31 protein-coding genes and 1 pseudogene are annotated in these 15,683 nt (G+C 50.2%); 31 read left to right on the top strand and 1 reads right to left on the bottom strand.

Annotation, left to right across the window (positions count from 1 at the left end; genetic code table 11):
• Window positions 1-66, top strand: a pseudogene (locus FDW92_RS04830) (bacterioferritin-associated ferredoxin); the annotation flags it as partial.
• A gap of 71 nt (window positions 67-137) precedes the next feature.
• The gene (gene bfr, locus FDW92_RS04825) at window positions 138-614 is read left to right on the top strand and encodes a bacterioferritin (protein ID WP_042312088.1); all 477 of its coding nucleotides are present in this window, start codon (window positions 138-140) and stop codon (window positions 612-614) included.
• Here the strand turns inward: bfr and FDW92_RS04820 are convergent.
• Window positions 611-1,078, bottom strand: a complete 468-nt coding sequence (locus FDW92_RS04820) for an A24 family peptidase (protein WP_042312089.1) — start codon at window positions 1,076-1,078, stop codon at window positions 611-613. The two genes, bfr and FDW92_RS04820, sit on opposite strands and share 4 nt — an antisense overlap.
• A gap of 379 nt (window positions 1,079-1,457) precedes the next feature.
• Between FDW92_RS04820 and rpsJ the strand changes: the two genes are divergently transcribed.
• From rpsJ to FDW92_RS04675, 29 genes are all read left to right on the top strand, one after another.
• Complete coding sequence (rpsJ, locus tag FDW92_RS04815; protein ID WP_001181005.1) at window positions 1,458-1,769, top strand: 30S ribosomal protein S10; 312 nt, start codon at window positions 1,458-1,460, stop codon at window positions 1,767-1,769.
• 32 nt (window positions 1,770-1,801) lie between these two features.
• Window positions 1,802-2,431: a 50S ribosomal protein L3 gene (gene rplC, locus FDW92_RS04810; RefSeq protein WP_003031117.1), complete on the top strand. Its 630-nt coding sequence runs from the start codon at window positions 1,802-1,804 to the stop codon at window positions 2,429-2,431.
• Between the two features lie 10 nt (window positions 2,432-2,441).
• Complete coding sequence (gene rplD, locus FDW92_RS04805) at window positions 2,442-3,047, top strand: 50S ribosomal protein L4 (RefSeq protein WP_000424395.1); 606 nt, start codon at window positions 2,442-2,444, stop codon at window positions 3,045-3,047.
• The gene (rplW, locus tag FDW92_RS04800) at window positions 3,044-3,346 is read left to right on the top strand and encodes a 50S ribosomal protein L23 (protein ID WP_000617546.1); all 303 of its coding nucleotides are present in this window, start codon (window positions 3,044-3,046) and stop codon (window positions 3,344-3,346) included. Before rplD ends, rplW begins: the two co-directional genes overlap by 4 nt.
• Window positions 3,347-3,363: 17 nt before the next feature.
• Window positions 3,364-4,185 (top strand): 50S ribosomal protein L2, encoded by an 822-nt coding sequence (gene rplB, locus FDW92_RS04795; RefSeq protein ID WP_042312092.1) that lies wholly within the window; start codon window positions 3,364-3,366, stop codon window positions 4,183-4,185.
• 16 nt (window positions 4,186-4,201) lie between these two features.
• Window positions 4,202-4,480 carry a 30S ribosomal protein S19 gene (gene rpsS, locus FDW92_RS04790; protein WP_001138115.1) on the top strand — a complete coding sequence of 93 codons (279 nt, stop codon included), beginning with the start codon at window positions 4,202-4,204 and terminating at the stop codon, window positions 4,478-4,480.
• A 14-nt stretch (window positions 4,481-4,494) separates the two neighbouring features.
• Window positions 4,495-4,827: a 50S ribosomal protein L22 gene (rplV, locus tag FDW92_RS04785; protein ID WP_000448832.1), complete on the top strand. Its 333-nt coding sequence runs from the start codon at window positions 4,495-4,497 to the stop codon at window positions 4,825-4,827.
• A gap of 17 nt (window positions 4,828-4,844) precedes the next feature.
• Window positions 4,845-5,546 carry a 30S ribosomal protein S3 gene (gene rpsC / locus FDW92_RS04780; protein WP_000529945.1) on the top strand — a complete coding sequence of 234 codons (702 nt, stop codon included), beginning with the start codon at window positions 4,845-4,847 and terminating at the stop codon, window positions 5,544-5,546.
• A gap of 12 nt (window positions 5,547-5,558) precedes the next feature.
• Window positions 5,559-5,969 carry a 50S ribosomal protein L16 gene (gene rplP, locus FDW92_RS04775; protein WP_000941208.1) on the top strand — a complete coding sequence of 137 codons (411 nt, stop codon included), beginning with the start codon at window positions 5,559-5,561 and terminating at the stop codon, window positions 5,967-5,969.
• Window positions 5,969-6,160 carry a 50S ribosomal protein L29 gene (rpmC, locus tag FDW92_RS04770; protein ID WP_000644742.1) on the top strand — a complete coding sequence of 64 codons (192 nt, stop codon included), beginning with the start codon at window positions 5,969-5,971 and terminating at the stop codon, window positions 6,158-6,160. The genes rplP and rpmC overlap by 1 nt, the downstream gene beginning before the upstream one ends.
• Window positions 6,160-6,414 (top strand): 30S ribosomal protein S17, encoded by a 255-nt coding sequence (gene rpsQ / locus FDW92_RS04765; RefSeq protein ID WP_003031120.1) that lies wholly within the window; start codon window positions 6,160-6,162, stop codon window positions 6,412-6,414. The genes rpmC and rpsQ overlap by 1 nt, the downstream gene beginning before the upstream one ends.
• Window positions 6,415-6,577: 163 nt before the next feature.
• Window positions 6,578-6,949: a 50S ribosomal protein L14 gene (rplN, locus tag FDW92_RS04760; RefSeq protein ID WP_000613954.1), complete on the top strand. Its 372-nt coding sequence runs from the start codon at window positions 6,578-6,580 to the stop codon at window positions 6,947-6,949.
• Between the two features lie 10 nt (window positions 6,950-6,959).
• A complete protein-coding gene (gene rplX / locus FDW92_RS04755; RefSeq protein ID WP_004106345.1) occupies window positions 6,960-7,274 on the top strand; it encodes a 50S ribosomal protein L24 in 315 nt (104 codons plus the stop codon).
• Between the two features lie 14 nt (window positions 7,275-7,288).
• The gene (gene rplE, locus FDW92_RS04750) at window positions 7,289-7,828 is read left to right on the top strand and encodes a 50S ribosomal protein L5 (RefSeq protein WP_003031123.1); all 540 of its coding nucleotides are present in this window, start codon (window positions 7,289-7,291) and stop codon (window positions 7,826-7,828) included.
• Between the two features lie 14 nt (window positions 7,829-7,842).
• Window positions 7,843-8,148, top strand: coding sequence for a 30S ribosomal protein S14 (gene rpsN, locus FDW92_RS04745; RefSeq protein ID WP_003031125.1), 306 nt, complete (start codon window positions 7,843-7,845; stop codon window positions 8,146-8,148).
• A 30-nt stretch (window positions 8,149-8,178) separates the two neighbouring features.
• Complete coding sequence (rpsH, locus tag FDW92_RS04740) at window positions 8,179-8,571, top strand: 30S ribosomal protein S8 (RefSeq protein WP_003031127.1); 393 nt, start codon at window positions 8,179-8,181, stop codon at window positions 8,569-8,571.
• 12 nt (window positions 8,572-8,583) lie between these two features.
• Window positions 8,584-9,117 carry a 50S ribosomal protein L6 gene (rplF, locus tag FDW92_RS04735; protein ID WP_006687355.1) on the top strand — a complete coding sequence of 178 codons (534 nt, stop codon included), beginning with the start codon at window positions 8,584-8,586 and terminating at the stop codon, window positions 9,115-9,117.
• A gap of 9 nt (window positions 9,118-9,126) precedes the next feature.
• Entirely contained in the window at window positions 9,127-9,480 is a 354-nt protein-coding gene (gene rplR, locus FDW92_RS04730) for a 50S ribosomal protein L18 (protein ID WP_000358956.1), read from the top strand.
• 14 nt (window positions 9,481-9,494) lie between these two features.
• On the top strand, window positions 9,495-9,998 hold the full coding sequence (rpsE, locus tag FDW92_RS04725) for a 30S ribosomal protein S5 (RefSeq protein ID WP_003031131.1): 504 nt from the start codon (window positions 9,495-9,497) through the stop codon (window positions 9,996-9,998).
• 3 nt (window positions 9,999-10,001) lie between these two features.
• A complete protein-coding gene (rpmD, locus tag FDW92_RS04720) occupies window positions 10,002-10,181 on the top strand; it encodes a 50S ribosomal protein L30 (RefSeq protein ID WP_001140434.1) in 180 nt (59 codons plus the stop codon).
• A 3-nt stretch (window positions 10,182-10,184) separates the two neighbouring features.
• Entirely contained in the window at window positions 10,185-10,619 is a 435-nt protein-coding gene (gene rplO, locus FDW92_RS04715; RefSeq protein ID WP_042002878.1) for a 50S ribosomal protein L15, read from the top strand.
• Window positions 10,620-10,626: 7 nt separating this feature from the next.
• Window positions 10,627-11,958, top strand: a complete 1,332-nt coding sequence (secY, locus tag FDW92_RS04710) for a preprotein translocase subunit SecY (protein ID WP_001118864.1) — start codon at window positions 10,627-10,629, stop codon at window positions 11,956-11,958.
• A gap of 30 nt (window positions 11,959-11,988) precedes the next feature.
• On the top strand, window positions 11,989-12,105 hold the full coding sequence (gene rpmJ, locus FDW92_RS04705) for a 50S ribosomal protein L36 (protein ID WP_000868187.1): 117 nt from the start codon (window positions 11,989-11,991) through the stop codon (window positions 12,103-12,105).
• Between the two features lie 146 nt (window positions 12,106-12,251).
• Entirely contained in the window at window positions 12,252-12,608 is a 357-nt protein-coding gene (gene rpsM, locus FDW92_RS04700; RefSeq protein WP_003031135.1) for a 30S ribosomal protein S13, read from the top strand.
• Between the two features lie 16 nt (window positions 12,609-12,624).
• Window positions 12,625-13,014, top strand: coding sequence for a 30S ribosomal protein S11 (gene rpsK, locus FDW92_RS04695; protein WP_003031137.1), 390 nt, complete (start codon window positions 12,625-12,627; stop codon window positions 13,012-13,014).
• A gap of 33 nt (window positions 13,015-13,047) precedes the next feature.
• The gene (gene rpsD, locus FDW92_RS04690; protein WP_003031138.1) at window positions 13,048-13,668 is read left to right on the top strand and encodes a 30S ribosomal protein S4; all 621 of its coding nucleotides are present in this window, start codon (window positions 13,048-13,050) and stop codon (window positions 13,666-13,668) included.
• A gap of 25 nt (window positions 13,669-13,693) precedes the next feature.
• Entirely contained in the window at window positions 13,694-14,683 is a 990-nt protein-coding gene (rpoA, locus tag FDW92_RS04685; RefSeq protein WP_003031139.1) for a DNA-directed RNA polymerase subunit alpha, read from the top strand.
• 40 nt (window positions 14,684-14,723) lie between these two features.
• Complete coding sequence (rplQ, locus tag FDW92_RS04680) at window positions 14,724-15,107, top strand: 50S ribosomal protein L17 (protein WP_001216370.1); 384 nt, start codon at window positions 14,724-14,726, stop codon at window positions 15,105-15,107.
• Between the two features lie 199 nt (window positions 15,108-15,306).
• A complete protein-coding gene (locus FDW92_RS04675) occupies window positions 15,307-15,675 on the top strand; it encodes a DUF1992 domain-containing protein (protein WP_038634662.1) in 369 nt (122 codons plus the stop codon).
• Window positions 15,676-15,683 lie beyond the last annotated feature (8 nt).

The raw sequence follows: 15,683 nt of genomic DNA, 5'->3' as shown, positions 1-15,683 counted from the left end.
CGCGCTGCCCGTGAAGTCATGCAGGATGAATTAACTCAAATGCCAGAATTTAAAGAGATCGCCTAAGTCACACTCTTTTTTTTGACATCCCGGTAGCCCCATCTACGCTCTAAGAGTGGAAGCGGAGGGACTATAAAATGAAAGGTGATGTTAAAATCATAAATTATCTCAATAAACTATTGGGAAATGAGCTTGTCGCAATCAACCAATACTTTCTCCACGCGAGAATGTTCAAAAACTGGGGCCTGATGCGCCTCAATGATGTCGAGTACCATGAGTCTATAGATGAGATGAAACACGCCGATAAATACATCGAGCGTATTTTATTCTTGGAAGGGATCCCAAACCTACAGGATCTTGGCAAGTTAGGCATAGGTGAAGACGTTGAAGAGATGCTGCAATCGGATCTTCGGCTCGAACTGGATGGCGCGAAAGACTTACGTGAAGCCATTGCCTATGCCGATAGCGTTCATGACTACGTCAGCCGGGACATGATGATTGAGATCCTGACTGAAGAAGAAGGGCATATTGACTGGCTCGAAACGGAGCTGGACCTGATTGCAAAACTTGGTTTGCAAAACTATCTGCAATCGCAAATTAAAGTCAGCGACTAACCGCCCTGGATTAGACCAATCCCGCCAATAATAAAACCCGCAGCCGCCAGATAGGGTCCAAAAGGCAGCGGGTTTTTTAATACCTTTCTCCCATGTTTAACCCAGGCAATCCCGGTCATACAGCAGGCCAGGCTGGCGGCAAGCAAGACCAGCAACGGTAATGCGTCCCAGCGATGCCAGGCGCCCAGGGCGGCAAGAAATTTGACATCACCAAAGCCTAATCCTTCCTGACGGCATATCAGACGATACCCCCAATAGAACAAAGCAAATACCCCATAACCCGCTACGGCACCCCAAAGCGCGTCGGATAACTGCGCCGGTCTGCAGCACTGATGATAAATAAGGCCACCCCACAAAAGAGGGCAGGTAAATTTGTCGGGTAATAGGCCAGTGCGTAAATCCTCAAACCAGAGCAATCCCGATAACCCTGCATAAATCAGCACAAAGGGAAGGTCGATATACATAGGTTAGCCTCGTATGAAAAGAGGCCACCCTCCGCTAAACATCAAGGTTGTACAAGACCGAAATTCGAGTTATGTAAACCTTCTTCCAGAGAAATCGCAATCCATAACAGCGCATACAGTGAGAGTGGAAGGGGGCACGCGTTCCATGACGGAGTGATTAATTTCTATGCGGCACTTGCGTCAGGCTGAGATTTACGTATAATGCGCGGGCTTGTCTAATATTGACAGCGGTTCGATATGAGCCACCGGTACTGCGAAAGCAATACCAGACAATGTTCCCAATCGGGGAACTCTGTAAGAACGGTTACACTCTCCCATCAATCGTAATGGGTTTGAGGAGTAACTATTTCGTTTATAAAATAATTGGAGCTCTGGTCTCATGCAGAACCAAAGAATCCGTATCCGTTTGAAAGCGTTTGATCATCGTCTGATCGATCAATCAACCGCGGAAATCGTCGAGACTGCCAAGCGCACTGGTGCGCAGGTTCGTGGTCCGATCCCGCTGCCGACCCGCAAAGAGCGTTTCACCGTTCTGATCTCTCCGCACGTTAACAAAGACGCGCGTGATCAGTACGAGATCCGTACTCACAAGCGTCTGGTTGACATCGTTGAGCCAACTGAAAAAACCGTTGATGCTCTGATGCGTCTGGACCTGGCTGCCGGTGTAGACGTGCAGATCAGCCTGGGTTAATCAGGTCATCGAGCGATTGAGAGGTTGATACAATGATTGGTTTAGTCGGTAAAAAAGTGGGTATGACCCGCATCTTCACTGAAGATGGCGTCTCTATCCCAGTAACCGTTATCGAAGTTGAAGCAAACCGCGTTACTCAGGTTAAAGATCTGGCTAACGACGGCTACCGCGCTGTTCAGGTTACCACCGGTGCTAAAAAAGCTAACCGTGTAACTAAGCCGGAAGCTGGCCACTTTGCTAAAGCTGGCGTAGAAGCTGGCCGCGGCCTGTGGGAGTTCCGTCTGGCAGATGGTGAAGAATACACCGTTGGTCAGAACATTAGCGTTGAACTGTTTGCTGACGTTAAAAAAGTTGACGTAACCGGTACCTCTAAAGGTAAAGGTTTCGCTGGTACCGTTAAGCGCTGGAACTTCCGTACCCAGGACGCTACTCACGGTAACTCCTTGTCTCACCGCGTTCCGGGTTCTATCGGTCAGAACCAGACTCCGGGCAAAGTGTTCAAAGGCAAGAAAATGGCAGGTCAGCTGGGCAACGAACGTGTAACCGTTCAGAGCCTGGACGTAGTACGTGTTGACGCTGAGCGCAACCTGCTGCTGGTTAAAGGTGGTGTTCCGGGTGCGACCGGTTGCGACCTGATCGTTAAACCAGCTGTGAAGGCGTAAGGGGATAGCAATGGAATTAGTATTGAAAGACGCGCAGAGCGCGCTGACTGTTTCCGAAACTACCTTCGGTCGTGATTTCAACGAAGCGCTGGTTCACCAGGTTGTTGTTGCTTATGCAGCTGGTGCTCGTCAGGGTACTCGTGCTCAGAAGACTCGTGCTGAAGTAACTGGTTCAGGCAAAAAGCCGTGGCGCCAGAAAGGTACCGGCCGTGCGCGTTCAGGTTCTATCAAGAGCCCGATCTGGCGTTCAGGTGGCGTAACCTTCGCTGCTCGCCCGCAGGACCACAGTCAAAAAGTTAACAAGAAGATGTACCGCGGCGCGCTGAAAAGCATTCTGTCCGAACTGGTACGTCAGGATCGTCTGATCGTTGTCGAGAAGTTCTCTGTTGAAGCGCCTAAAACTAAGCTGCTGGCACAGAAACTGAAAGACATGGCTCTGGAAGATGTGCTGATCATCACCGGTGAGCTGGACGAAAACCTGTTCCTGGCTGCGCGCAACCTGCACAAGGTTGACGTACGCGATGCAACTGGTATCGACCCGGTTAGCCTGATCGCCTTCGACAAAGTCGTAATGACTGCTGATGCTGTTAAGCAAGTTGAGGAGATGCTGGCATGATTCGTGAAGAACGTCTGCTGAAGGTGCTTCGCGCACCGCACGTTTCTGAAAAAGCGTCTACTGCGATGGAAAAAACTAACACCATCGTTCTCAAAGTTGCTAAAGACGCGACCAAAGCAGAAATCAAAGCTGCTGTGCAGAAACTGTTTGAAGTCGAAGTCGAAGTCGTTAACACCCTGGTAGTTAAAGGGAAAGTTAAACGTCACGGACAGCGTATCGGTCGTCGTAGCGACTGGAAAAAAGCTTACGTCACCCTGAAGGAAGGCCAGAATCTGGACTTCGTCGGCGGCGCTGAGTAAGTCGGAGGAGTAATACAATGGCAGTTGTTAAATGTAAACCGACATCTCCGGGTCGTCGCCACGTTGTTAAAGTGGTCAACCCAGAGCTGCACAAGGGCAAACCTTTTGCTCCGCTGGTTGAAAAAAACAGCAAATCCGGTGGTCGTAACAACAATGGCCGTATCACCACTCGTCACATCGGTGGTGGTCACAAGCAGGCTTATCGTATTGTTGACTTCAAACGCAACAAAGACGGTATCCCAGCAATTGTTGAACGTCTTGAGTACGATCCGAACCGCTCCGCGAACATCGCGCTGGTTCTGTACAAAGACGGTGAACGCCGTTACATCCTGGCCCCTAAAGGCCTGAAAGCTGGCGACCAGATTCAGTCTGGCGTTGATGCTGCAATCAAAGCAGGTAACACCCTGCCGATGCGCAATATCCCGGTTGGTTCTACCGTTCATAACGTAGAAATGAAACCAGGTAAAGGCGGTCAGCTGGCACGTTCCGCTGGTACTTACGTTCAGATCGTTGCTCGTGATGGTGCTTATGTCACCCTGCGTCTGCGTTCTGGTGAAATGCGTAAAGTCGAAGCAGACTGCCGTGCAACTCTGGGCGAAGTTGGCAATGCTGAGCATATGCTGCGCGTTCTGGGTAAAGCAGGTGCTGCACGCTGGCGTGGTGTTCGTCCTACCGTTCGCGGTACTGCGATGAACCCAGTCGATCACCCACATGGTGGTGGTGAAGGTCGTAACTTTGGTAAGCACCCGGTAACTCCGTGGGGCGTTCAGACCAAAGGTAAGAAGACCCGCAGCAACAAGCGTACTGATAAATTCATCGTACGTCGCCGTAGCAAATAATTTTAGAGGATAAGCCATGCCACGTTCTCTCAAGAAAGGTCCTTTTATTGACCTGCACTTGCTGAAGAAGGTAGAGAAAGCGGTGGAAAGCGGAGACAAGAAGCCCCTGCGCACTTGGTCCCGTCGTTCAACGATCTTTCCTAACATGATCGGTTTGACCATCGCTGTCCATAATGGTCGTCAGCACGTTCCGGTATTTGTTTCCGACGAAATGGTCGGCCACAAACTGGGTGAATTCGCACCGACTCGTACTTATCGCGGCCACGCTGCTGATAAAAAAGCGAAGAAGAAATAAGGTAGGAGGAAGAGATGGAAACTTTAGCTCAACATCGCCATGCTCGTTCTTCTGCTCAGAAGGTTCGCCTTGTTGCAGACCTGATTCGCGGTAAGAAAGTGTCGCAGGCTCTGGATATTCTGACCTACACCAATAAGAAAGCGGCTGTATTGGTTAAGAAAGTCCTGGAATCTGCCATTGCTAACGCTGAACACAACGATGGCGCTGACATTGACGATCTGAAAGTTACGAAAATTTTCGTAGACGAAGGCCCGAGCATGAAGCGCATTATGCCGCGTGCAAAAGGTCGTGCAGATCGCATCCTGAAGCGCACCAGCCACATTACTGTGGTTGTGTCCGATCGCTGAGACTCTGGAGACTAGCAATGGGTCAGAAAGTACATCCTAATGGTATTCGCCTGGGTATTGTAAAACCATGGAACTCAACCTGGTTTGCGAACACCAAAGAATTCGCTGACAACCTGGACAGCGATTTTAAAGTACGTCAGTACCTGACTAAGGAACTGGCTAAAGCGTCTGTATCTCGTATCGTTATCGAGCGTCCGGCTAAGAGCATCCGTGTGACCATTCACACCGCTCGCCCGGGTATCGTTATCGGTAAGAAAGGCGAAGACGTAGAAAAACTGCGCAAAGTCGTAGCTGATATTGCTGGCGTTCCTGCCCAGATCAATATCGCCGAAGTGCGTAAGCCTGAACTGGACGCAAAATTGGTTGCTGACAGCATCACTTCTCAGCTGGAACGTCGCGTTATGTTCCGTCGTGCTATGAAGCGTGCTGTACAGAACGCAATGCGTCTGGGCGCTAAAGGTATTAAAGTTGAAGTTAGCGGCCGTCTGGGCGGCGCGGAAATCGCACGTACCGAATGGTACCGCGAAGGTCGCGTACCGCTGCACACTCTGCGTGCTGACATCGACTACAACACCTCTGAAGCGCACACCACTTACGGTGTAATCGGCGTTAAAGTGTGGATCTTCAAAGGCGAGATCCTGGGTGGTATGGCTGCTGTTGAACAACCGGAAAAACCGGCTGCGCAACCTAAAAAGCAGCAGCGTAAAGGCCGTAAATAAGGAGCGTCGCTGATGTTACAACCAAAGCGTACAAAATTCCGTAAAATGCACAAAGGCCGTAACCGCGGTCTGGCTGCTGGCGCGGATGTTAGCTTCGGCAGCTTCGGTCTGAAAGCTGTTGGCCGTGGTCGTCTGACTGCCCGTCAGATCGAAGCAGCACGTCGTGCTATGACCCGTGCAGTTAAGCGTCAAGGTAAGATCTGGATCCGTGTATTCCCGGACAAACCGATCACTGAAAAGCCGCTGGCAGTGCGTATGGGTAAAGGTAAAGGTAACGTAGAGTATTGGGTTGCCTTGATTCAGCCGGGTAAAGTCCTGTATGAAATGGACGGCGTACCGGAAGAGCTGGCCCGTGAAGCATTCAAGCTGGCAGCAGCGAAACTGCCGATTAAAACCACCTTTGTAACTAAGACGGTGATGTAATGAAAGCAAAAGAGCTGCGTGAGAAGAGTGTTGAAGAGCTGAACACCGAGCTGCTGAATCTGCTGCGTGAGCAGTTCAACCTGCGTATGCAGGCTGCAAGTGGCCAGCTGCAACAGTCTCACCTGTTGAAGCAAGTGCGTCGTGATGTCGCACGCGTTAAGACTTTACTGACTGAGAAGGCGGGTGCGTAATGACCGATAAAATCCGTACTCTGCAAGGTCGCGTTGTTAGCGATAAAATGGAGAAATCCATCGTTGTTGCTATCGAACGTTTTGTGAAACACCCGATCTACGGTAAATTCATTAAGCGTACGACCAAACTGCACGTACATGACGAGAACAACGAATGCGGTACTGGTGACGTGGTTGAAATCCGCGAATGCCGTCCGCTGTCCAAGACTAAGTCCTGGACGCTGGTTCGCGTTGTAGAGAAAGCCGTTCTGTAATACAGTAGGCATTCTCAACGAATAAACGGCTCAGCGATGAGCCGTTTATTTTTTCTACCCATATCGTTTGAGCGGTGTTATAATGCCGCGCCCCCGATATGGGGCTTTTTTAACGACCTGATTTTCGGGTCTCAGTAGTAGTTGACATTAGCGGAGCACTAAAATGATCCAAGAACAGACTATGCTGAACGTCGCCGACAACTCCGGTGCACGTCGCGTAATGTGTATCAAGGTTCTGGGTGGCTCGCACCGTCGCTACGCAGGCGTCGGCGATATCATCAAGATCACCATCAAGGAAGCAATTCCGCGTGGTAAGGTCAAAAAAGGTGATGTGCTGAAGGCGGTAGTGGTGCGCACCAAGAAGGGTGTTCGTCGCCCGGACGGTTCTGTCATTCGCTTCGATGGTAATGCATGCGTTATTTTAAACAATAACAGCGAGCAACCTATCGGTACGCGTATTTTTGGGCCGGTAACTCGTGAACTTCGTAACGAGAAGTTCATGAAAATTATCTCTCTGGCACCAGAAGTACTCTAAGGAGCGAATCATGGCAGCGAAGATCCGTCGTGATGACGAAGTTATCGTGTTAACCGGTAAAGATAAAGGTAAACGCGGTAAAGTTAAGAATGTCTTGTCTTCCGGCAAGCTCATTGTTGAAGGTATCAACCTGGTTAAGAAACACCAGAAGCCGGTTCCGGCTCTGAACCAACCAGGCGGCATCGTTGAAAAAGAAGCTGCTATTCAGGTTTCTAACGTTGCAATCTTCAACGCGGCAACCGGCAAGGCTGACCGTGTAGGCTTTAGATTCGAAGACGGCAAAAAAGTCCGTTTCTTCAAATCTAACAGCGAAACTATCAAGTAATTTGGAGTAGTACGATGGCGAAACTGCATGATTACTACAAAGACGAAGTAGTCGCTAAACTCATGACTGAGTTTAACTACAATTCTGTCATGCAAGTCCCTCGGGTCGAGAAGATCACCCTGAACATGGGTGTTGGTGAAGCGATCGCTGACAAGAAACTGCTGGATAACGCAGCAGCTGACCTGACAGCAATCTCCGGTCAAAAACCGCTGATCACCAAAGCACGCAAATCAGTTGCAGGCTTCAAAATCCGTCAGGGCTATCCGATCGGCTGTAAAGTAACTCTGCGTGGCGAACGCATGTGGGAGTTCTTTGAGCGTCTGATCACTATTGCTGTTCCACGTATCCGTGACTTCCGTGGCCTGTCCGCTAAGTCATTCGATGGCCGTGGTAACTACAGCATGGGTGTCCGTGAGCAGATCATCTTCCCAGAAATCGACTACGATAAAGTCGACCGCGTGCGTGGTTTGGATATTACCATTACCACTACTGCGAAATCTGACGAAGAAGGCCGTGCTCTGCTGGCTGCCTTTGACTTCCCGTTCCGCAAGTAAGGTAGGGTTACTGAATGGCTAAGCAATCAATGAAAGCACGCGAAGTAAAGCGCGTAGCTTTAGCTGATAAGTACTTCGCAAAACGCGCTGAACTGAAAGCTATTATCTCTGATGTGAACGCGACCGACGAAGATCGTTGGAACGCAGTTCTGAAGCTGCAGTCTCTGCCGCGTGATTCCAGCCCGTCCCGTCAGCGTAACCGCTGCCGTCAAACAGGTCGTCCGCATGGCTATGTGGGCAAGTTCGGGTTGAGCCGTATCAAACTGCGTGAAGCCGCAATGCGCGGTGAAGTACCAGGCTTGAAAAAGGCTAGCTGGTAATTACCAATTGAATCACGGGAGTAAAGACAGATGAGCATGCAAGATCCGATCGCGGATATGCTGACCCGTATCCGTAACGGTCAGGCCGCGAATAAAGCTGCGGTCACCATGCCTTCCTCCAAGCTGAAAGTGGCAATTGCCAACGTGCTGAAGGAAGAAGGTTTTATTGAAGATTTTAAAGTTGAAGGCGACACCAAGCCGGAACTGGAACTTACTCTTAAGTATTTCCAGGGTAAAGCTGTTGTAGAAAGCATTCAGCGTGTCAGTCGCCCAGGTCTGCGCATTTATAAGCGTAAAGACGAGCTGCCGAAAGTTATGGCTGGCATGGGTATCGCAGTTGTTTCTACCTCTAAAGGTGTTATGACTGATCGTGCAGCGCGCCAGGCTGGTCTTGGTGGCGAAATTATCTGCTACGTAGCCTAATCGGAGGAAAAAATGTCTCGTGTTGCTAAAGCACCGGTCGTTATTCCTGCCGGCGTTGATGTAAAAATCAACGGTCAGGTTATTACGATCAAAGGTAAAAACGGCGAGCTGACTCGTACTCTCAACGATGCTGTTGCAGTAAATCATGCAGATAATGCACTGACCTTCGGTCCGCGTGATGGTTACGCAGATGGATGGGCTCAGGCTGGTACCGCGCGTGCCCTGCTGAATGCAATGGTTGTCGGTGTTACCGAAGGCTTCACTAAGAAGCTGCAGCTGGTTGGTGTAGGTTATCGTGCAGCGGTCAAAGGGAATGTAGTAAACCTGGCTTTAGGTTTCTCTCATCCAGTTGATCATCAGCTGCCGGCAGGTATCACTGCAGAATGTCCGACTCAGACTGAAATCGTGCTGAAAGGCGCTGATAAACAGCTGATCGGTCAGGTTGCGGCAGATCTGCGCGCCTACCGTCGTCCTGAGCCTTACAAAGGCAAGGGTGTTCGTTACGCCGACGAAGTCGTGCGTACCAAAGAGGCTAAGAAGAAGTAAGGTAACACTATGGATAAGAAATCTGCTCGTATCCGTCGTGCGACCCGCGCACGCCGCAAGCTCAAAGAGCTGGGCGCAACTCGCCTGGTGGTACATCGTACCCCGCGTCATATTTACGCACAGGTAATTGCACCGAACGGTTCTGAAGTTCTGGTAGCTGCTTCTACTGTAGAAAAAGCTATCGCTGAACAACTGAAGTACACCGGTAACAAAGACGCTGCAGCAGCTGTGGGTAAAGCTGTCGCCGAACGCGCTCTGGAAAAAGGCATCAAAGATGTGTCCTTTGACCGTTCCGGGTTCCAATATCATGGTCGTGTCCAGGCACTGGCAGATGCTGCCCGTGAAGCTGGCCTTCAGTTCTAAGGTAGAGGTGTAAGATGGCTCACATCGAAAAACAAGCTGGCGAACTGCAGGAAAAGCTGATCGCGGTAAACCGCGTATCTAAAACCGTTAAAGGTGGTCGTATTTTCTCCTTCACAGCTCTGACTGTAGTTGGCGATGGTAACGGTCGCGTTGGTTTTGGTTACGGTAAAGCGCGTGAAGTTCCAGCAGCGATCCAGAAAGCGATGGAAAAAGCCCGTCGCAATATGATTAACGTCGCGCTGAACCACGGCACCCTGCAGCACCCGGTTAAGGGTACTCACACGGGTTCTCGTGTATTCATGCAGCCGGCTTCCGAAGGTACCGGTATCATCGCCGGTGGTGCAATGCGCGCCGTTCTGGAAGTCGCTGGAGTTCGTAACGTTCTGGCTAAAGCGTATGGTTCCACCAACCCGATTAACGTGGTTCGTGCAACTATCGACGGTCTGGAAAATATGAAATCTCCGGAAATGGTCGCTGCCAAGCGTGGTAAATCCGTTGAAGAAATTCTGGGGAAATAAACCATGGCAAAGACTATTAAAATTACTCAAACCCGCAGTGCAATCGGTCGTCTGCCGAAACACAAGGCAACGCTGCTTGGCCTGGGTCTGCGTCGTATTGGTCACACCGTAGAACGCGAGGATACTCCTGCTGTTCGTGGTATGGTCAACGCGGTTTCCTTCATGGTTAAAGTTGAGGAGTAAGAGATGCGTTTAAATACTCTGTCTCCGGCCGAAGGCTCCAAAAAGGCGGGTAAACGCCTGGGTCGTGGTATCGGTTCTGGCCTCGGTAAAACCGGTGGTCGTGGTCACAAAGGTCAGAAGTCTCGTTCTGGCGGTGGCGTACGTCGCGGTTTCGAGGGTGGTCAGATGCCTCTGTACCGTCGTCTGCCGAAATTCGGCTTCACTTCACGTAAAGCAGCGATTACAGCCGAAGTTCGTCTGTCTGACCTGGCTAAAGTTGAAGGCGGTATTGTAGACCTGAACACGCTGAAAGCAGCTAACATTATCGGTATCCAGATCGAGTTCGCGAAAGTGATCCTGGCTGGTGAAGTCACTACTCCGGTAACTGTTCGTGGCCTGCGTGTTACTAAAGGCGCTCGTGCTGCTATCGAAGCTGCTGGCGGTAAAATCGAGGAATAAGTAGCAGATGGCTAAACAACCGGGATTAGATTTTCAAAGTGCCAAAGGTGGCTTAGGCGAGCTGAAACGCAGACTGCTGTTTGTAATCGGTGCGCTTATTGTGTTCCGTATTGGCTCTTTCATTCCGATCCCTGGTATTGATGCCGCTGTACTTGCCAAACTGCTTGAGCAACAGCGAGGCACCATCATTGAAATGTTTAACATGTTCTCTGGTGGTGCTCTCAGCCGTGCTTCTATCTTTGCTCTGGGGATCATGCCGTATATCTCGGCGTCGATCATTATCCAGCTGCTGACGGTGGTTCACCCAACGCTGGCAGAAATTAAGAAAGAAGGGGAGTCTGGTCGTCGTAAGATCAGCCAGTACACCCGCTACGGTACTCTGGTGCTGGCAATATTCCAGTCGATCGGTATTGCTACCGGTCTGCCGAATATGCCTGGTATGCAGGGCCTGGTAATGAATCCAGGCTTTGCATTCTATTTCACCGCTGTTGTAAGTCTGGTTACAGGGACTATGTTCCTGATGTGGTTGGGCGAACAGATTACTGAACGTGGTATCGGCAACGGTATCTCAATCATTATCTTCGCCGGTATCGTTGCGGGACTCCCGCCAGCCATTGCCCATACTATCGAGCAAGCGCGTCAAGGCGACCTGCACTTCCTCGTGTTGCTGTTGGTTGCAGTATTAGTATTTGCAGTGACGTTCTTTGTTGTATTTGTTGAGCGTGGTCAACGCCGTATTGTGGTAAACTACGCGAAACGTCAGCAAGGTCGTCGTGTCTATGCTGCACAGAGCACACATTTACCGCTGAAAGTGAATATGGCGGGGGTAATCCCGGCAATCTTCGCTTCCAGTATTATTCTGTTCCCGGCGACCATCGCGTCATGGTTCGGGGGCGGGACTGGTTGGAACTGGCTGACAACAATTTCGCTGTATTTGCAGCCTGGGCAACCGCTTTATGTGTTACTCTATGCGTCTGCAATCATATTCTTCTGTTTCTTCTACACGGCGTTGGTTTTCAACCCGCGTGAAACAGCAGATAACCTGAAGAAGTCCGGTGCATTTGTACCAGGAATTCGTCCGGGAGAGCAAACGGCGAAGTATATCGATAAAGTAATGACCCGCCTGACTTTGGTTGGTGCGCTCTACATTACCTTTATCTGCCTGATCCCGGAGTTCATGCGTGATGCAATGAAAGTACCGTTCTACTTTGGTGGGACCTCACTGCTTATCGTTGTTGTCGTGATTATGGACTTTATGGCTCAAGTGCAAACTCTGATGATGTCAAGTCAGTACGAGTCTGCATTGAAGAAGGCGAATCTGAAAGGCTACGGCCGTTAACAGTCGCCCGAGAAGTTACGGAGAGTAAAAATGAAAGTTCGTGCTTCCGTCAAGAAATTATGCCGTAACTGCAAAATCGTTAAGCGTGATGGTGTCATCCGTGTGATTTGCAGTGCCGAGCCGAAGCATAAACAGCGCCAAGGCTGATTTATTCGCATATTTTTCTTGCAAAGTTGGGTTGAGCTGGCTAGATTAGCCAGCCAATCTTTTGTATGTCTGTGCGTTTCCATTTGAGTATCCTGAAAACGGGCTTTTCAGCATGGTGCGTACATATTAAATAGTAGGAGTGCATAGTGGCCCGTATAGCAGGCATTAACATTCCTGATCAGAAACATGCTGTGATCGCATTAACTTCGATCTACGGCGTCGGCAAGACCCGTTCTAAAGCCATTCTGGCTGCAGCGGGTATCGCTGAAGATGTTAAGATCAGTGAGCTGTCTGAAGAACAAATCGACACGCTGCGTGACGAAGTTGCCAAATTTGTCGTTGAAGGTGATCTGCGCCGTGAAGTTAGCATGAGCATCAAGCGCCTTATGGACCTTGGTTGCTATCGCGGTTTGCGTCATCGTCGTGGTCTCCCGGTTCGCGGTCAGCGTACCAAGACCAACGCACGTACCCGTAAGGGTCCGCGCAAACCGATCAAGAAATAATCGGGGTGATTGAATAATGGCAAAGGCACCAATTCGTGCACGTAAACGTGTAAGAAAACAAGTCTCTGACGGCGTGGCTCATATCCATGCTTCTTTTAACAACACCATCGTTACCATTACTGATCGTCAGGGTAACGCACTGGGTTGGGCAACAGCCGGTGGTTCCGGTTTCCGTGGTTCTCGCAAATCCACTCCGTTTGCAGCTCAGGTTGCAGCAGAGCGTTGCGCTGAAGCCGTAAAAGAATACGGTATCAAGAATCTGGAAGTTATGGTCAAAGGACCGGGTCCAGGTCGCGAATCTACTGTTCGTGCTCTGAACGCCGCTGGTTTCCGCATCACTAATATTACTGATGTGACTCCGATCCCTCATAACGGTTGTCGTCCGCCGAAAAAACGTCGCGTATAACGCTGTCGTTTCTAGGATTGTTGGAGAAAGAAAATGGCAAGATATTTGGGTCCTAAGCTCAAGCTGAGCCGTCGTGAGGGCACTGACTTATTCCTTAAGTCTGGCGTTCGCGCGATCGATACCAAGTGTAAAATTGAACAAGCTCCTGGCCAGCACGGTGCGCGTAAACCGCGTCTGTCTGACTATGGTGTGCAGTTGCGTGAAAAGCAAAAAGTTCGCCGTATCTATGGTGTGCTGGAGCGTCAGTTCCGTAACTACTACAAAGAAGCAGCACGTCTGAAAGGCAACACCGGTGAAAACCTGTTGGGTCTGCTGGAAGGTCGTCTGGACAACGTTGTATACCGTATGGGCTTCGGTGCCACTCGTGCAGAAGCACGTCAGCTGGTCAGCCATAAAGCAATTATGGTAAACGGTCGTGTTGTTAACATCGCTTCTTATCAGGTTAGTCCGAATGACGTTGTTAGCATTCGTGAGAAAGCGAAGAAGCAGTCTCGCGTGAAAGCCGCTCTGGAGCTGGCTGAGCAGCGTGAAAAGCCAACCTGGCTGGAAGTTGATGCTGGCAAGATGGAAGGTACGTTCAAGCGTAAGCCGGAGCGTTCTGATCTGTCTGCGGACATTAACGAACACCTGATCGTCGAGCTTTACTCCAAGTAAAGCTTAGTACCAAAGAGAGGACACAATGCAGGGTTCTGTGACAGAGTTTCTAAAACCGCGCCTGGTAGATATCGAGCAAGTGAGTTCGACGCACGCCAAGGTGACCCTTGAGCCTTTAGAGCGTGGCTTTGGCCATACTTTGGGTAACGCACTGCGCCGTATTCTGCTCTCATCGATGCCGGGTTGCGCGGTGACCGAGGTTGAGATTGATGGTGTACTACATGAGTACAGCACCAAAGAAGGCGTTCAGGAAGATATCCTGGAAATCCTGCTCAACCTGAAAGGGCTGGCGGTGAGAGTTCAGGGTAAAGATGACGTTATTCTTACCTTGAATAAATCTGGCATTGGCCCTGTGACTGCAGCCGACATTACCCATGATGGTGATGTCGAAATCGTCAAGCCACAGCACGTGATCTGCCACCTGACCGATGAGAACGCATCTATTAGTATGCGCATCAAAGTTCAGCGCGGTCGTGGTTATGTGCCGGCTTCTACCCGAATTCATTCGGAAGAAGATGAGCGCCCAATCGGCCGTCTGCTGGTCGACGCATGCTACAGCCCTGTAGAGCGTATTGCCTACAATGTTGAAGCAGCGCGTGTAGAACAGCGTACCGACCTGGACAAGCTGGTCATCGAAATGGAAACCAACGGCACAATCGATCCTGAAGAGGCGATTCGTCGTGCGGCAACCATTCTGGCTGAACAACTGGAAGCTTTTGTTGACTTACGTGATGTACGTCAGCCGGAAGTTAAAGAAGAGAAACCAGAATTCGATCCGATCCTGCTGCGCCCTGTTGACGATCTGGAATTGACTGTCCGCTCTGCTAACTGCCTCAAAGCAGAAGCTATCCACTATATCGGTGATCTGGTACAGCGTACTGAGGTTGAGCTTCTTAAGACGCCTAACCTTGGTAAAAAATCTCTTACTGAGATTAAAGACGTGCTGGCTTCCCGTGGACTGTCTCTGGGCATGCGCCTGGAAAACTGGCCACCGGCAAGCATCGCTGACGAGTAACCGGATCACAGGTTAAGGTTTTACTGAGAAGGATAAGGTCATGCGCCATCGTAAGAGTGGTCGTCAACTGAACCGCAACAGCAGCCATCGCCAGGCTATGTTCCGCAATATGGCAGGTTCACTGGTTCGTCATGAAATCATCAAGACGACTCTGCCGAAAGCGAAAGAGCTGCGTCGCGTAGTTGAGCCGCTGATTACTCTTGCCAAGACTGATAGCGTAGCTAATCGTCGTCTGGCATTCGCCCGTACTCGTGATAACGAGATCGTGGCAAAACTGTTTAACGAACTGGGCCCGCGTTTCGCGAGCCGCGCCGGTGGTTACACTCGCATTCTGAAGTGTGGTTTCCGTGCAGGCGACAACGCGCCGATGGCATACATCGAGCTGGTTGATCGTTCAGAGAAAACAGAAGCTGCTGCAGAGTAATCTGTAGTAACGTAAAAAAACCCGCCTCGGCGGGGTTTTTTATATCCGCTATATCCCCACTTAACTACAATATCTGTACTTTTTTTGTTCATCCCCTGGAGTGTCAAAAAACCCCGCCTCGGCGGGTTTTTTTATATCCGCTATATCCCCACTTAACTACAATATCTGTACTTTTTTTGTTCATCCCCTGGAGTGTCATATGTGGTTACTGGACCAGTGGGCGGAGCGCCATATTATTGCTGCACAGTCTAAAGGCGAGTTTGATGATTTACCTGGTACAGGCGAACCGCTTACCCTTGACGATGATTCCCATATTCCGCCTGAACTTCGGGCCGGATACCGTTTATTAAAAAATGCAGGTTGTCTTCCACCTGAGCTTGAGCAGCGCAGAGAGGCAATCCAACTGCTTGAAATACTCGCGGGGATCCGCAAAGATGATCCCAGTTATCAGGAAGTCAGTCGTCGGTTGTCGCTACTGGAGCTAAAACTTCGACAAGCTGGACTTAGCACCGAGTTTTTACACGGCGAATACGCAGATAAGCTGCTACAGAAGATCAACGACAAATAGCGGAGAGA

Source organism: Citrobacter sp. wls706, assembly GCF_005281305.1.
In the GTDB taxonomy this organism is placed as follows: Bacteria; Pseudomonadota; Gammaproteobacteria; order Enterobacterales; family Enterobacteriaceae; genus Citrobacter; species Citrobacter werkmanii.
This window is presented reverse-complemented; position numbering and strand designations above follow the sequence as displayed.